This is a genomic window from Dyadobacter psychrotolerans (assembly GCF_004349265.1).
Lineage (GTDB): Bacteria > Bacteroidota > Bacteroidia > Cytophagales > Spirosomataceae > Dyadobacter > Dyadobacter psychrotolerans.
In genome coordinates, this window is sequence record NZ_SMFL01000001.1 from 914,067 (window position 1) to 930,292 (window position 16,226).

General features: G+C 40.9%; 12 protein-coding genes. 5 read left to right on the forward strand and 7 right to left on the reverse strand.

Annotated features, from left to right (window positions below; translation table 11 throughout):
• Positions 1-22: 22 nt before the first annotated feature.
• Positions 23-220, forward strand: a complete 198-nt coding sequence (locus E0F88_RS03850; protein ID WP_131956759.1) for a hypothetical protein — start codon at positions 23-25, stop codon at positions 218-220.
• 6 nt (positions 221-226) lie between these two features.
• On the opposite strand, the gene E0F88_RS03855 is transcribed toward E0F88_RS03850, so the two are convergent.
• Positions 227-2,524 carry a S9 family peptidase gene (locus E0F88_RS03855; RefSeq protein WP_131956760.1) on the reverse strand — a complete coding sequence of 766 codons (2,298 nt, stop codon included), beginning with the start codon at positions 2,522-2,524 and terminating at the stop codon, positions 227-229.
• A gap of 245 nt (positions 2,525-2,769) precedes the next feature.
• Between E0F88_RS03855 and E0F88_RS03860 the strand changes: the two genes are divergently transcribed.
• Positions 2,770-3,642 carry an alpha/beta hydrolase gene (locus E0F88_RS03860; protein ID WP_131956761.1) on the forward strand — a complete coding sequence of 291 codons (873 nt, stop codon included), beginning with the start codon at positions 2,770-2,772 and terminating at the stop codon, positions 3,640-3,642.
• Positions 3,643-3,737: 95 nt separating this feature from the next.
• Complete coding sequence (locus E0F88_RS03865; protein WP_131956762.1) at positions 3,738-4,610, forward strand: alpha/beta hydrolase; 873 nt, start codon at positions 3,738-3,740, stop codon at positions 4,608-4,610.
• Between the two features lie 118 nt (positions 4,611-4,728).
• Here the strand turns inward: E0F88_RS03865 and E0F88_RS03870 are convergent, their stop codons facing one another.
• The 3 genes from E0F88_RS03870 to E0F88_RS03880 form a co-directional block, all read right to left on the reverse strand.
• Positions 4,729-6,639: a S9 family peptidase gene (locus tag E0F88_RS03870; protein ID WP_131956763.1), complete on the reverse strand. Its 1,911-nt coding sequence runs from the start codon at positions 6,637-6,639 to the stop codon at positions 4,729-4,731.
• Between the two features lie 168 nt (positions 6,640-6,807).
• Positions 6,808-7,956 carry an FAD-dependent oxidoreductase gene (locus E0F88_RS03875; RefSeq protein ID WP_131956764.1) on the reverse strand — a complete coding sequence of 383 codons (1,149 nt, stop codon included), beginning with the start codon at positions 7,954-7,956 and terminating at the stop codon, positions 6,808-6,810.
• A gap of 92 nt (positions 7,957-8,048) precedes the next feature.
• Positions 8,049-10,370, reverse strand: coding sequence for a GH92 family glycosyl hydrolase (locus E0F88_RS03880; protein ID WP_229213665.1), 2,322 nt, complete (start codon positions 10,368-10,370; stop codon positions 8,049-8,051).
• A gap of 115 nt (positions 10,371-10,485) precedes the next feature.
• On the opposite strand from E0F88_RS03880, the gene E0F88_RS03885 reads away from it, so the two are divergent.
• Together E0F88_RS03885 and E0F88_RS03890 are read left to right on the forward strand one after the other, a co-directional pair.
• Positions 10,486-11,328 (forward strand): MBL fold metallo-hydrolase, encoded by an 843-nt coding sequence (locus E0F88_RS03885; protein WP_131956765.1) that lies wholly within the window; start codon positions 10,486-10,488, stop codon positions 11,326-11,328.
• A 201-nt stretch (positions 11,329-11,529) separates the two neighbouring features.
• Positions 11,530-12,291: a patatin-like phospholipase family protein gene (locus tag E0F88_RS03890; RefSeq protein ID WP_131956766.1), complete on the forward strand. Its 762-nt coding sequence runs from the start codon at positions 11,530-11,532 to the stop codon at positions 12,289-12,291.
• A 19-nt stretch (positions 12,292-12,310) separates the two neighbouring features.
• On the opposite strand, the gene E0F88_RS03895 is transcribed toward E0F88_RS03890, so the two are convergent.
• From E0F88_RS03895 to E0F88_RS03905, 3 genes are all read right to left on the reverse strand, one after another.
• Positions 12,311-13,213 (reverse strand): glycosyltransferase family 2 protein, encoded by a 903-nt coding sequence (locus E0F88_RS03895; RefSeq protein WP_131956767.1) that lies wholly within the window; start codon positions 13,211-13,213, stop codon positions 12,311-12,313.
• 62 nt (positions 13,214-13,275) lie between these two features.
• Entirely contained in the window at positions 13,276-14,196 is a 921-nt protein-coding gene (locus E0F88_RS03900; protein ID WP_131956768.1) for a glycosyltransferase family 2 protein, read from the reverse strand.
• Positions 14,197-15,944: 1,748 nt separating this feature from the next.
• On the reverse strand, positions 15,945-16,226 hold a 282-nt coding region (locus E0F88_RS03905), incomplete at its 5' end, for a transposase (protein WP_181956071.1).

The following is a 16,226-nucleotide window of genomic DNA, read 5'->3' on the forward strand; positions in this document are numbered from 1 at the left end:
TATTGCATCAAAATTGAAAACTATGGAGTTTGACGAATACCTTAAATTAAAGAAAATTGATGCTTCCTCTTTTAGAAAGGCGGATACTAACCGGTTTGAAGAATGGAGTAATTTATTTAAAACAATGCATCCGGACAGCTTCACAGCGCAAAAGAAATTCCTTATTAACGAGACACGCAGGAGATATCTGCCGACAGAATCCCCTGCGAAACCTGAATAAGTTTTTTCAATCCATACCTTCCCAGGCTGGCGGCTCAACACCCAGGAGATGTTTTACAAAAAAATCTCTTCTTTTATGTTCGCCATAATCTCCGCCTAAGGAATGGCCCATGCCCGGTACCATCAGGAAGTCAAATGGTTTATTGGCTTTAATAAGTGCATCCATAAATTGCATCGTAGAAGCAGGATCCACGTTATCATCCATCTCTCCCAAAATAAGCAACAGCTTTCCTTTTAATTTTGCTGCGTGCGTTGAATTTGACGATTCAGTATATTGCGGTCCGATCGGATAACCCATCCATTGCTCATTCCACCATATTTTGTCCATACGATTGTCGTGGCAGCCTGATGAAGAAACGGCAACTTTGTAAAAATCAGGATGCAATAACAGCGCTGCCGCCGAATTTTGTCCACCCGCAGAATTACCAAATACACCAACTCTTGTTGCATCCATATAAGGATACTTAGCGGCTGCGGCTTTAATCCATTTAATTCGATCCGGAAAACCAGCATCCTTAATATTCTGCCAGCAAACGTCGTGAAAAGCCTTGGAACGATTTGATGTCCCCATACCGTCAAGCTGAACTACAACAAAACCAAGCTCGGCCAATTCATGCAAAAACCGATAACGAAAATCTGAATTGAACACTTTCGGCGCGTGTGAACTGTGCGGCCCGGCGTAAATAAGCTCTATTACCGGATAGCTCTTTTTAGGATTGTAATTGATCGGACGAACGATAATTCCATAAATATCAGTTTTATCGTCTCTCGCCTTGGCAACAAAAACTTCCGGTGCTTTCCAGCCCATTTTTTGTAGTTCTGTTATATCTGCCTTTTCCAGTTCCTGCAAAATTTTACCGTCAACAGCACTTTTAACAGTTGTTACCGGCGGCAGATCCACCCGGGAATAGGTATCTACAAAATACTGATAATCCGAAGAAAAAGTAGCAGCATGTGTTCCGTTTTCGGAGGTTAATGCCGTTAACCCGGAGCCGTCGAAATGGACTTTATAATATTGAATCAGATATGGGTCCTGGCCTTTTTCCCGGCCACTACCTTCAAAAATAATTGTTTGTTTTGCTTCGTCAACTTTTACAACTTTTCTTACAACCCACTCTCCTTTTGTGATCTGGTTTTTTACTTTTCCTGTCAAACCGTCATACAGATAAAGATGATTCCAGCCATCACGTTCCGATGCCCAGATAATTTCTTTTCCGTCATTTATATCCTGCCGATATTTTTTTCCGCTGTAATCAATAAACGTTTTGCTTGTTTCCGAAATCAGGTCAACTGCTTTCCCGTCCGCATCCACACTAATAACCCTGTATGCCTGATGTCCTCTTTGATTGTACTCAAAAGTAAATCCACGGCTATCCTTCCACCATTTCGGATTGGTAACGGCATACTGGTGACCCATACCTGTTTCAACCTCAATGTGTTTCTTCGAATCGATAAGAAAAAGGTGTGGCTGTTTCTGTGGCAAAGCATCACCTGGTTTCAGATAATTGCGGGAATGAAGTTTAGGCTGAAACTGATCATTTGGCGTGGATTCAATAAAATAGATCAGGTGTGGTTTATTGGGGCGAATTTTATAAGCGACAAGTTTCTTTGAGTCCGGCGACCAAGACAGAACAGGCGAATAATAATCCCCTTCCGATCCGTCAAAACTCATGGCAAATTCCTTCACGGATTTGTCGGTAGCCTCAACATAAACATTGTAACTTTTGACAAAAGCAGTCCATTTACCATCCGGAGAAACGATGTTTTGTCTTGTATTATCCTCACCATTGTCACCCCAGAATCCCCTCCGCCGTACATCAGGTCGTTTAACAGTCTTTGTGCAAACATAAGAATCAAGCGAACATTTCCAAGCCGTTTCATTAACTGTAAACTCCAGTGCTTTACCGTTATCTACAAAAGCAATGTCCGTAAACGGAAGGCTATCTGGATTCACTTTCATCCCGGAAGCAATTGCCAGTCCCGATGCAAGTTTCTGGTGATCGAAAGCAGGTTGTTTTGTTTTATTTTTTACATCAGCCAAAACAAATTTCTTACCTGTCGGGGTCGAATTTGCATACCAGACCTTTGCGTTATCTTCAAGCCAGTGAAACGCAGACGGCGCATAAAACACCTTTGTGTCCATCACTTGTTTCACTTTTTCCGCGCGTTGGTAATCTGCTTTTTTACCCTGGGCAAATGTGGACGTAAGTGAACAAAAAAGTAAAAAGAATGTCAATAATAAGTGATAATTTGAAACGTGACAAAACGTTCCGGCAGATTCAGACTTCCAAAAGTTGCGGGACATATAAAATTTAGGATTTATAAACAGGTAAGTAAAGGCAATATGGATGCTTTAATGTACAGTTTGGGAGCTTGCTCAGGTAATCGATATTTAACCATACAATACTAGTGAACATCGTGTAGAGTTTGTCGTTGAAAATTAACGCTTCATCATACAATTTTAACCTTTGTGATTTTACACCATTTTTACAATGTCCTTTGACCAAAAAAGTTACTTTTAATTTTGCAATTAATTAATTCTGAAAAACAATGAGAAAATTAAGTTTAATCATATTCTGCCTTCTTCCACTCATTTCCAGCGCCCAGCAGGGGATGATTAAAGAAAGCCTGAAAATTAAGAGCAGCCTGATGGGCAAAGAGATGGAATACAGCATTTATCTTCCTGCCGATTATGATAAAACAAACCGCAGCTATCCTGTATTGTATCTGTTGCATGGTTATTCCGATGATGAAACCGGGTGGACTCAATTTGGCGAGGCACAGCATATTGCTGATGAGGCAATTAATAATGGAACCGCTCCTGCAATGATTATTGTCATGCCGGATGCCGGAGTTACTTTTTATATCAACAATGCAGATGGCAAGGAAAAATATGAAGATTATTTCTTAAAAGAGCTTATTCCGCATATTGAATCCACTTATCGTGCCCGTACGAAAAAGGAATTCCGTGCGGTTGCGGGATTATCGATGGGCGGTTACGGAACGATGCTTCTTGCAACAAAACATCCGGATTTATTTGCGGCGGCAGCGCCTCTAAGCGGCGCTTTCTGGACTGACAATGATATATCCACCATGCCAGCAGAACGCTGGAACGGATTATTTGCAGGGCTTTTTGGCAAATCTGATCCCGGCCCCGGACGCCTCACTGAGCAGTGGTACAAAAATTCAATTTTAAAAATCATAGAAACCACACCGCTGGACAAGCTAAAATCGGTTCGTTATTACATTGATTGCGGAGATGATGATTTCCTCGTAAAAGGCAATATGACCCTTCATGCTGCCATGATCGACAAAGCCGTTCCTCATGAATTCAGAATCCGTGATGGCGCTCATACCTGGACATACTGGCGGACGGCACTACCAGAGGTGATGAAGTTTGTCGGGCAAAGTTTTCAGCGATAGACTACCTACAAGTCACAGAACGTAAAAATACCAGTAGAACCTAGTCAGGAAACCGTTTTTATAGGTGCTGAGCACCGAAATTTAAATAACATTAAATGAAAAAATTCCTTTGTTCCTTCCTGCTGTTTATCTCATTTTTCGCTAACGCGCAACAGGGCCTTATCAAAGAAAGCCTGAAAGTGAAAAGTAAATTGATGGGTAAGGAGATGAAATACAGCATTTATCTTCCCTCAGATTACGATAAAAACAACCGCAGTTATCCTGTTTTGTATTTACTGCATGGCTATTCCGATGATGAAACCGGCTGGCCTCAATTTGGAAATTCAGGAATGATTGCAGACCAATCGATTAATGGTGGCGACGCTCCGGCAATGATTATTGTGATGCCGGATGCAGAAGTGACCTGGTACATGAACAGCTACGACGGGAAAATCAGGTACGAGGATTTCTTCATCTCTGAATTCATTCCTTTTATAGAATCAACCTACCGAGCAAGAGCTAAAAAGGAATTCCGCGCTGTAGCAGGTTTGTCTATGGGGGGATACGGGACTTTGCTTTTTGCCATGAAACATCCTGAACTATTTGCAACGGCGGCACCCTTAAGCGCGGCGGTGAGAACAGACGGTGAAATGACTTCAATGGAAGATGATCGCTGGGAAAGCAGATACAAAATGCTTTATGGCCCTAATTTAAAAGGCAACGCCAGACTAACGGATCATTACTACAGAAATTCAATTCTAAAAATTATAGAAACAACTCCGGCTGAAAAGTTGAAATCAGTAAAATATTACATCGACTGCGGCGACGATGATCACCTGATTAAAGGCAATATGGTTCTGCATGCTTCTTTGATTGACAAAGGTGTACCACACGAGTTCCGGGTTCGTGACGGCGGACATACCTGGCCTTATTGGCGAACAGCCCTACCGGAAGTTCTGAAATTTGTAGGACAGAGTTTTAGAAGATAAATAACACAAATTTGAAAACGCTTAACATAATAGCTAATAAGACTAATAACCCCAGGTTGAAACCTGGGGCCACCAAAGCATAACCTGATTCACGGCTTTGGCCAAAGCCGGTAGTTATTTACAAAGTCTCATTTAGCCAGCTAAAAAATTCCCTTTGCCAAACCAGTGCATTTTGCGCACTTAACACCCAGTGGTTTTCATCCGGCAGATACAACAATTTACTTTTAATGCCCTTTAATTGAGCAGCCTGGAAAGCCTGAAGGCCCTGTTCGATGGGGACACGATAATCTTTTCCACCCTGAATAATAAAAATCGGAGTTTTCCACTGGTCTACAAAATTGCTGGGCGACTGGCTGAACGAACGCTGCGCAACCGTATTTTTCTTATCCCAGTAATTTCCGCCTTTTTCCCAGTTTTCAAAAAACATTTCATCAGTTGTTCCATACATACTTCTAAAATCAAAAATTCCGTCGTGAGAAACGAAGGTTTTGAAACGTCCGTTGTGCTGAGATTCCAGGGCAAATACCGAAAACCCTCCAAAACTTGCACCAACACAACCCAAACGACTTTTGTCAACATAAGACTGTTTTGCTTCTGCATCAATCGCACTCAAATAATCTTTGATCACCTGCCCTCCCCAGTCTTTACTCACCTGCTCATTCCATTGCGTACCATGCCCCGGCATCCCTCTCCGATTGGGTGCCACAACAATATAACCCTGAGAAGCAATCAACTGCATATTCCAGCGATAGGAATAAAATTGAGTCAATGCTGCCTGCGGTCCGCCCTGGCAATAAAGCAGTGTAGGATATTTTTTTGCAGAATCGAAACCGGGAGGATAAATAACCCAAACGAGCATCTTCTTACCATCTGTGGTAGCTACCCATTTTCTTTCTGTTTTGCATACACCCAGTTTGGAGTATGTATCATCGTTTACATGCGTGAGCTGCTTCATTACCCCCGATTCAGCATCGACAGAAAAAAGCTCAGCAGCATGATTCATATCGCTTCTTGAAACAATGAGGGTGTTACCAACTTGCCCGTGAACTCCATTAATATCAAAATCGCCTTTTGTAATTTGTGTAATTACAACGGCCATCCTCGTCAACCCGGGATAATTTACCTTAAACAACTGTATCGTCCCGTCAGTCGCTGACCAGAAAAAAATCGTTTTACCATCTTCTGCCCATTTGAAACCGTCAACATGTATATCGTCCCGCTGGGCTGTAAGGTTCATCTTGGTTTTGCCATTGCTCACGATCAGATCCTGCTTGTCGGATTCATAGCCATCCCGCTTCATCTGTAGCCAGGCAAGTTCTCCTTTTTCATTATAGGCAGGAGCTACGTCGTAGCCTTTGTTTTCTTCGGTCAGGTTTGCTGTTGTTCCTTTTTCAATATCATATTCATACAGGTCGGTGTTAGTACTCACAGCATAATCTGTACCGAATTTCTTTTTGGTAACATATAAAATCCGCTTGCTGTCCGGACTCCAGATAAAATCTTCATCACCGCCAAATGGTTTTTGCGGACAATCGAATTTTTCTCCTGCCATGATATCTTTTGCTTTACCGGCCTTCCCGTTAACATAAGGTGCAACAAACACATGATCAAATTTTCCATCTTCCCAGGTATCCCAGTGCCGATAATTCAGTGACGTAAAAACATAAGCATTTGATTTTGAAAGATCTTTATATTTATCCGCTCCGGTAATTTCCGTCTCCTTTACTGCGTCGCTGCTGATGATGTATTTCCCGTCCGAGGAAATGCGGTCATTCATCAAAAACTCATCCGTATTCTTTATTTCAACTGGTTCACCCCCCGCTACCGGTATGCGATATGATTTTCGGATGGTTTTATTAGTTTCAATATCAGGGACCCCGACAGAATAGATTACATATTTTTTATCCTTGGAAAGCCCGGACGCCGAAACACGGCCAAGTTTCCAAAGCTGTTCCGGAGTAATATTCGTTTGTGCCTTTATCGTAAGCGATAATAAGATTAAGGCACCTGCGTATGCTATTTTTTTCATTTTATTGACGATTATGCTTGACTGTGAAGCTCGTGGCGAGCTTGTTCCGTACTTCGTAGTCCCAGGGCGCTGCCCTCGGCTGAGGGATTAAGCCGTTTCAGGGCACGGTGCTTCATTGCCCATTCTTAATTCCTCACTCTTAATTCTTAACTCTTAATTCACGACTCCTTACCCTCTCATTTCCTGCATCAGCTTTTGCAGAATGCCTACTGTTTTTTCGGTTTGTTCTTTACTTGGTGTGGTATCCCAATTACCCACGATGCCGTTTCCACCGATATAGATCCCATCTTTGCGGGATATAAAACTGGCTCCCTGTGTATATAATTTATAATTGACTTCGCTTTGCGGAATCAGGCACGAAAGCTGCCCTGAAACCGGCGTCAGTTCCTGATCGTTGAAAACAGGTTTCGCTCCAAGGCCCATACAATTCACAATCACCTTTTCAGGAAGCGCATCAATGTCCTCAGGTTTCTTTATTTCCTGAATTTTTATCTTTCCTCCAAATATCAAAAAATCATTGAGATGATGGCGAAGATAAGAAGGAATATTAAACATGAGATTAGCACGACGGGTAACATGATCTGCCTTAAAAGGATGCTCCTTTTTACTTAATCTGACACGTTCAGGTACGAGTCCGTGTATTTCAAAATCTTCACCGCCGGCTCCCGGGATGTAAACTGGTGCCTGGTTAAAAACACTATATTCTTCAGCCCAGCAGGCAATGTCATCCATTCCTAAAAGAAACTGAAAACGGCGAAATGAGAAACGTGCTGCTTCTTCAATAATTCCCTGAAGCTCGGGCTTTGCAACTTTCATATCACATACCCGGGAAGCCGGCGACCAGGTTCCGGTTGCCAGGTTACTTGTGATATTTGGAGGTACATCTTTGGTGTAAATTGTTACTTCACAGCCGCTCTCCTGCAACAAACGAGCCGTCGCAATTCCGACTGCGCCACATCCTAGAAGAGCGATTTTCTTTTCCTTTGTCGCTAACACATTATTTCTGGCAATATTACCTGTTCCCCACGATAAGGACCAGCCGCTTCCGCCATGTCCATAATTGTGAACAATGGTTTTGCTGCCCAGTGTTTCAACATCCAGCCTCGGTCCTGAAGCACGAAAGGGACGCAAACCCACCGTTTCCTTTACGATACGATCCATCGACAATCTCAGTTTTGGAATCTGATGATAGCCTTTGTTGATATAATAATGTTTGTCGGTATACAACCGCTGGGCTTTCGGGGCGCAGGAGGAAGCCACCGCGCCAACTGCCAGGCTTGCCGGGATTACTTTTTCAAAAAAGTTTCTGCGATTCATTTTGAAAACCTGAAAAGAATGGATTCTGACGGAATTTAAAGAAGACCGCCATTCTTTGCAAGTTTTTCGATTTTCTGGTAAAAATAGCTCTCTTACTTAGACAAAGAAGGCGGAGCATCTTTGGCATCTGCTCCCCATTTTACGTTGGGTTTGCTTCCCATTTGCAAAGTCAGTCTGCCGCCCTGTGTCAGCTCGGTGTGGGTTAAATATGTTTTTGTAAATACCTTTCCATTTAATGTAGCCGACTGGATATAGGGAGCATTATCTGAAACACCTTTGGCCTCGATCACAAACTTTTTCCCTTTGCCTGTATTCAAAGTAACCTCCTGAAAAACCGGGCTTCCCAACACATAATCCGGCGTTCCCGGCGTGACAGGATACATACCAATCATACTAAACGCGAGCCAGGCAGACATTTGTCCCCCATCTTCATTTCCACTCAATCCACCCATGCTGGTATCGTATTCTTCACGAATAATCTTTCTTACCCATTTCTGCGTTTTCCAAGGCTCGCCTGCGAAGGCATACAAGTACGCAATCTGGTGGTTGGGTTCGTTGCCATGCCAGTAATATCCCTGCTCAAAAAGTGTATCCAGTTTATTGGTAAATGCCTTGTTACCACCCATTATTTTTGATAAACCTGCAATATCCTGAGGCACGAACCAGGTGTACTGCGCTGGTGAACCTTCTGTTATAAATGAAACCCTTTTTGCAAACGGATCAAAAGACTTGATCCAGCTTCCATCAGCATAGCGCCCACGTGCATAACCAGTTGAAGGGTCGATAACGTTTTTATAATTCAGCGAATGTTTTCTTAAAATATCAGCGTCCTCTTTATGCCCAAGCCCGGCTGCTAAAACCGACAGGGTAAAATCATCATAAGCATATTCAAGTGTTCGTGAAACCTGTTCCCGTTTGTGAAATGCCTGCCAGACACTGTCTTCCAAAGGAACAAAACCATATTTCAGATAACTCTCCATACCCCGGCGCCCCTTACCCTCAGCGTAACTTTTCGCGCTGGAATTTACTTCAAAAGCATTTTTTCGCAGGTAGGTGTAAGCAGATTTCAAGTCAAAATTTCTGATATTTTTTACATAAGCATCTGCAATAACTGAGGAAGAGTGGTCGCCGATCATGGCAGCGGTATAGTGGTTCCAGCATGGAAAAATAGGCATCCACCCACCCTGTTCTGCTTTTTTAACCAACGACTGCATCATGTCCCCGGATTGTTTTGGTTCAAGCAAATGGTGCAGCGGCATGGCGCCCCGGAACGTATCCCACATGCTGTAATCACAATAGTAGTCAAAACCCTCAGCATTTTGCATGGGCGTTCCACCCGCGAAAGATGGGTATTTGCCATCAATATCGGAATATAGCCTGGGTGACAATTTGGTCCGGTACAAAGCACTGTAAAATAAAACTTTGTCTTTTTCGTCACCTGTCACGATTACTTTACCAAGTGCGTCGTTCCATTGTTTTTTTGTATTGTTTTGAACTACTTCGAAACTCCTGCCTGTCAATTCTTTTTCCATATTCAGCCTGGCTCCTTCCAGACTTGTAAATGACGTCCCTATCTGAACCAACACGGTTTGAGCAGAAGCACCAAATCCAATGTAAGCACCCAGTTTCTCCCGCTTACCTTTACCCTGAAGCTCTTTGCCGCCGGGAACAATTGTATCTCCCTTCCAGACACCGAACTGCGTAATTTTTTTATCAAATTTTAAAACAAAATATCCGCTGAAACCTGCCGGCTGACCTGATCCCTGATAGATACGATGTACAGGATTATAACCCACAATTTCTCCTTTCTCCGGAAACACTTCAACAAAACCCTGCCCTTCATCGCTGTTGGGTTCAATGACAATAAAAGTTTCCTCATCACCTTCAAACTTAAAACGCATCATTGCGGAACGTGGTGACGCTGTTACTTCTGCATTGATTTTATATTCGTCGAGATATATTCCGTAATAATCGGGAGAAGTTTTTTCTTTATCATGAGAGAAAGCAGAAGCTCTTAATTCCGGATTTACCTTTAATTCTCCTGACATAGGCATAACCGTCAGCGTTCCGTAATCCTGCACACAGGAACCGTTTAACCAGTGCGTTCCTCTGAATCCCTGAAATCTGGTGTCGGTAAAATAGTAAGGCGAAATACATTTTGTCTCCGTGGATCGAGTTTGTGGTGTCCACTGCGTCATGCCATGCGGCGCTCCTACGGCCGGAATGGTTTGCCCTTTGAGTTCACTTCCGGCTTCACTGTGCGACTGTGCACTTTCTGTCGTCGAAGGAGCGGTGCCAATCCTGGTTTCTACATATTCAACAGGGGTTTTCTGAGCGAAGCTTTGCTGACTAGAAACAAAACCAAGCAACAGAAACAAACAGAAAGGCACTTTCATGAAATCGGGACTAAACATATTGGGCAGGTTTTACCTGATAAAAAACACGAAGATTGGAAAAATATTGATAAGTTTAGGCAGCTGCCAACAGTTAACCTATAAATGTAAGACGATTTTATTTGATCTTTCCCCTATGAACATACATATCATCGATACAGGCTTTTTCAAATTGGATGGAGGTGCTATGTTCGGTGTAGTCCCAAAAACTTTGTGGAACCGTCACAATCCATCTGACGAAAAAAATCTTTGCAGCTGGGCAATGCGATGCCTGCTCATTGAGGACGGCGACAAGCTGATTCTGATCGATACGGGACTTGGTGATAAGCAGGATGATAAATTTTTTGGTTTTTATGATTTACACGGAGATGCCACGCTCCAATCTTCCATCCGAAGTAAAGGGTTTGATTTGACTGACGTAACCGATGTAGTCCTGACGCATCTCCATTTCGACCATGTGGGCGGAGCAGTGAAGTTTAACAGCGACCGGTCCTTGCTCGTCCCGACTTTCCCGACTGCAACGTATTGGTCCAATGAAGCGCACTGGTTATGGGCTACCAATCCGAATCCGAGGGAAAAAGCATCGTTTTTAAAAGAAAATATTCTTCCGATTAAAGAATCCGGGCAACTTAAGTTTTTAGAAAAAGGCGAATCTCCTTTTAAGTTTATCGATTTTATACACGTTGACGGGCACACTGAACAAATGATGCTTCCGGTAATAAGTTATAAAAACCAAAAGGTAATTTATGTTGCTGATCTTATTCCTTCGTCTTTCCACATTCCATTGCCCTGGATCATGAGTTATGATGTAAGACCTTTGCTCACCATGCAGGAAAAAGAACAGGTTTTGCACAATGCTGTTGCTGAAAAACATATACTGCTTTTTGAACACGATCCGTTTTATGAGGCGGCCATTGTGGAGCAAACGGAAAAAGGAATTAAGATACTGGAACGCGGAGATTTATCCGGGTTCATTTAAATTGGTTTTAATTGGACACGGAGCCTCACAGAGATGAAAGGAGGTTCATGGAGAAAATTAGATTTAAGTTTAAAGTTAATATTTAATAAAAAGAACTGATAACACGCGGATAGCGGCTAACACCTGGAATTATCAAGACATAACTCCTTGTAAATCTGCGTAAACCTCAACTAAACTCTGTGTTTAAACCCAGCATCACAAATGACTAAAATAGGCTTAGTACTTTCCGGAGGCGGCGCACGCGGGATTTCTCATATCGGAGCGATTAAAGCACTTGCTGAACAGGGCATTCGTCCGGATATTATCAGCGGAACCAGTGCAGGCGCTTTTATAGGTGCACTGCTGGCCTATGGTTATTCTCCTGATGAAATTTATAATATATTTTTAAAAACAAAATTCTCCGGTTATCTGCGGTTCGGATTTAGTCTGGGTGGACTTCTTAAAATTGACCGTGCCGAAGAAATACTAAAAAAATATATTCCTGAAAATTCTTTCGAGTCTTTAAAAATCCCGCTTGCTGTAACAGCAACAGATATTAACGCAGGAGAAGAAGTATGTTTTCGCAAGGGCGAATTATTCAAACCAATACTTGCTTCCTGCTGCCTTCCCGGGATATTTAAGCCTATAAACTTTCAGGGCCGGGAGTTGGTTGATGGAGCGATTTTTAACAATCTTCCCGTTGCCGCCATCGAAAATGATGCAGATTATTTGATCGGGATTCATTGCAATCCTATTTCCTTTAACAAATCTGCATCTTCAAACGTCCATCAGATAACCTACCGAAGTTTCCGCCTCGCCATGCGCGGCAAAGCCAAAGCCAGCCTGGACCGCTGCAATCTGCTGATCGAAGCACCGGAGTTATCTGCATTTAATCCTTTTGACTTTCGGCATACGGAAAAACTGTTTGAGATCGGGTATCGGTATACGAAGGAGTTGTTGGCCAATAATCCTGTTTTAATTTAAAGTACCGGAATAACTTAAATTACCCCTGAATTCCACAGTACAATTGCTGAACCTTACTTCTGAAATCTATAAGCCACGACTTATCATATCTTTCATTTAAAACAGAAGAGGAAAAAACCTTATCATACCATTCTTTAAGCTCCTTCTGTTTTTCTTTGGCAATAAAAAGTTTTGGTCCTGCTCCAAAGCTGACTGCTCCATGAAGCATGAGCTCCTGAGCTGAATGAGAAACTTTTAGTTTATCGAGTTCTCTTGAAAGCAACCTCAAAACAGCCGTTTTTAATTCTTTTTGCTTACGATTACAGCTGTTGCCGGAGTACCAGCGATAGGAAAGATATTGTTCAGGAAGATTAGTAACCTTGCAAACCTCGGAAAAACGGATCCATAAATCATGGTCTTCACAATACTGAAATTCGGGATCATAGGCTAATTCTCTTACTATGGCAGTGCGCATAGTGACTGCCGGGTGAGCGAACTGGTTTCTAAAGATTAGGCCAAGCTTTAGAAAATCGGAGTCCTGATGTGTTTTGGAGGTACTTAAAAACCGGCCATTTTCATCCATGATCCTGTACCACCCACCTACCATTCCAAAATCAGCATTTTTCTGCAAAAAACTTATCTGTTCTTCTAACCTGTTACCCAGCATTACATCATCAGCATCCATACGGGCAATGAATTCGCTATTTGCGATTTTCAACCCATGGTTTAAGGTTTCAACAATGCCTGCATTTTCAGAATTTCTGAGGTATTTTATTTTCTTATTTTTAAAAGTGTCAATAACCTGACTAGTGTTATCTGTGCTTCCGTCATCTATAATGAGAATTTCGTAGTCTTTATATTTCTGTTTCAAAACACTGTCCAATGTTTCTTTTATGTATTTCCCGCAGTTATAGGCAGGAATTAAAACTGTGGTCTCGGGCATATTGAATGTTGATGCGTGTATGTATATGTATCCTTAAATGGTCAAGTCAGCAACTGTTGTTATTAAACCAGATTCCGCGCTTCCCTATCTTTAGCAGTTACCAACAAATTTCTGTAATGCCTTAGCATAAATGCCTGATTGTAATTTTTTTGTTTGCTGTTCGCATTTACGATCAGGTTTACAATGCTGTAGACATTCTCTATTTCAGTTGAGATAAATTCCGATGTGTTGTCAAATAATTTCAAGTAAACAGCCTGCTCCTCCAAAGTGAGGTTTATATCAAATTTATTCAGCTGGCTTAATCTTATTTTATCCGCACACGCCTTCTGAGACAACTTTTTATCAGATGAAATTTGAGATGCGTGCTTGCGATAATACATCAGGCTCTCTGCTGTGTTGACTACCGGAAAATACTGAGCACACCGGCTCACAAAGTCAAAATCTGAGGCATACAGATACGATTCATCATAAAATAGCTGAAATCTTTTCAGCAAGCTGTGCCTTAACATCAATGACGGATGCAGGGTAAAGTTATCGATCAGAAACAAAACAGCAAGTTCTTCGGCGCCGACAACAGGCTTAAAAATTCTTCCCGAACCATTTCCTGCCTCATCTATAACGGTTGCCTGCGAACCCACACAGCCAACATCCTGATTATTTTTCAAGAATTCAAGCTGCCTTTGAAGTCGTTCCGGCCTGGCAACATCATCGGCATCCATTACGCAAATATATTCTCCGCTGGCAGCTTTCATCCCAATATTGCGCGCAGCATAATTACCCCGGTTCTGTTTTAATCCGATTAGGCATATACGTGAGTCCCGGAAGTCTTTAATTTTACCTAGTGTACCATCTGTTGACCCATCATCGATCACGATTAATTCAAGATTAGCATACGATTGATCCAGAATACTTTTTATAGCAGAAGTAACATACTTTTCACAGTTATAACAGGGCATCACAACAGATACAAGATTTGCGTGCATGACAATTATCTGTTTAAATCTTAAAATAACGACTGACTTTGGCAGTAATGGAATTTCATACTTTACTGTCAAAGTCCAGAAGCCAATAGTTCAGACGATTACAAAACTCAGGCTAATCACTTCTTGCAAAGTATGATAGAGCAAAATATGAACTCTATCATACTTTCGTTAATACCAATACCCGTGAACGATTTTATTTACTAATAATATTAAACCATATGGAGAAATAACAATTAATAGAGCAATACTCCAATACATCCATTTACCTGCCTTGCTGTTAAGGAATTTATTACCTCTAAAACGATTATATACTTTAAGATATCTTTTGTTAATAACAAACAACAAATAGACGGTAACCGCAGATATTAAAAGCATTAAGTAAGCAGCTGGCTTCGAGATTCCGGTAGACTTTCGATCTATATCCTGAATGTATGACATAATCATAGCTGAAAATAAAAGAAACGAACATATAAGAAAAGTAAAAATAAAATAAACCGTGATAACGGGGGTATCAATTTTATGGTTTGTATTTCGCGAATAATAGCTTAAAAGCACATAGAACAGTTTGTCTATCATCTCTTAATGTGTAATAAAACCCTTTCAAATATCTTTATTTAATCTAATCACTGGCCATTTAAGATAAACGGTCAATGATTAAGTTAAAAAGTTAATTGCAAAAATTCCAAATATGGAGGTGATCCAAAAGATCCAGACAAATACTTTTACAGACTGCGTGACATTAAAATGATACCTTTCCGTAAGGCCTGTTTCTTTTGATACACCATAAACTTTAAAAAGAAGATAATATACCAGGCAGCCCAGCGTAATACATAATCCTAATGATATTATATATTTATTAGACTAAAAAAACTTATCCGTTTATGCGTCACTTCCGCCAATATTTTTAAAAATAGAAATATTAGCCCAATAAGCCCGGCACATATCTGAAGAAGTGATGAATACCAGGCCGGACCACTATCCGTCCCATTTAGACTAGCTTTATAATGCATTGTGAAAAAGGTATAGTAGTACATGTATAGTAACTTGATCATTAATATTTAGTTGTCCAAGTGAAAAATAATATCGAAGAACTTAGGCAATTAAGAATTTCATTCTTAATTGCCTAAGTCTTTAAACTCGACTAACTGTTAACAGTTTAAATATTCCCCGATGCTAAAATGAAAAATGGATCAATTATCATTGTCAATATCAAATAAACACCTTATATACTACTAATCAATAAATTTATCAAAATCCCTTTGCCAATCTATGGGTTATCGCAGTTAATATAAATGGAGAACATAATAATATAAAGAACAGCACCCAATAACTCCATTTACCTAATTTGCTGTTTAGGAACAAATCAGATCGATATCTTTTGTATACAGCAACATGTCTCTTTTTATAAATAAACAAAGCATAGTCAATTATCGCAGCTAAAATTCCAAGTGTCCAGGTTATAAAATGTTTAGTTGGAATCCAGCCCCAATCATCAAGAACTATTGTTCTAAGTATATGGTACACAGCTAGCAGCATACAAAAAAACAACAAAACAAATATAAAAAATACGGTGATGACTGGTGTATCCTTTTCATGATCAGTATTTCGCGAATAATAGCTAAGCAGAACGTAAAAAAGTTTGTCTATCATTTATGAAGCAATAATCAGTCCATTTTCTTGATAAAAGAATATCGTTGACCGCTATCAGGATCTCCTCTCCAAACAAACAAACTAATACTAAATCCAATTTAAATAGACGTATTTCTGATATAGGGAAAACAAGTAAGTGAAATCACGTTGTCAATGGATTCTGAAATGTTCTCTACTACTTTCTGAATTTTTTGTTGTGCGAGTTCTAGGCTGTCAAAAACTTTGTTTTTCAGATACCTCCGCACTTCCTTGAAAAATCTTTCAATAGGATTTAGTTCAGGACAAGCGGGCGGCAATTTTTTAAATACTAATTTGTTGGCATCAAAAAGTTCGTCTTTATGAGCTTTCGCACCGTCGGCTATAAAAAGAGACTTTTGGTT

Excerpts from the sequence above, each read along its gene's own strand:
- E0F88_RS03900 (WP_131956768.1), bottom strand. The coding sequence starts at position 14,196 with ATGCACGCAAATCTTGTATCTGTTGTGATGCCCTGTTATAACTGTGAA.
- E0F88_RS03895 (WP_131956767.1), bottom strand. The coding sequence starts at position 13,213 with ATGCCCGAGACCACAGTTTTAATTCCTGCCTATAACTGCGGGAAATAC.
- E0F88_RS03870 (WP_131956763.1), bottom strand. The coding sequence starts at position 6,639 with ATGAAAAAAATAGCATACGCAGGTGCCTTAATCTTATTATCGCTTACG.
- E0F88_RS03865 (WP_131956762.1), top strand. The coding sequence starts at position 3,738 with ATGAAAAAATTCCTTTGTTCCTTCCTGCTGTTTATCTCATTTTTCGCT.
- E0F88_RS03855 (WP_131956760.1), bottom strand. The coding sequence starts at position 2,524 with ATGTCCCGCAACTTTTGGAAGTCTGAATCTGCCGGAACGTTTTGTCAC.
- E0F88_RS03880 (WP_229213665.1), bottom strand. The coding sequence starts at position 10,370 with ATGTTTAGTCCCGATTTCATGAAAGTGCCTTTCTGTTTGTTTCTGTTG.
- E0F88_RS03860 (WP_131956761.1), top strand. The coding sequence starts at position 2,770 with ATGAGAAAATTAAGTTTAATCATATTCTGCCTTCTTCCACTCATTTCC.
- E0F88_RS03890 (WP_131956766.1), top strand. The coding sequence starts at position 11,530 with ATGACTAAAATAGGCTTAGTACTTTCCGGAGGCGGCGCACGCGGGATT.
- E0F88_RS03875 (WP_131956764.1), bottom strand. The coding sequence starts at position 7,956 with ATGAATCGCAGAAACTTTTTTGAAAAAGTAATCCCGGCAAGCCTGGCA.
- E0F88_RS03850 (WP_131956759.1), top strand. The coding sequence starts at position 23 with ATGGAGTTTGACGAATACCTTAAATTAAAGAAAATTGATGCTTCCTCT.
- E0F88_RS03885 (WP_131956765.1), top strand. The coding sequence starts at position 10,486 with ATGAACATACATATCATCGATACAGGCTTTTTCAAATTGGATGGAGGT.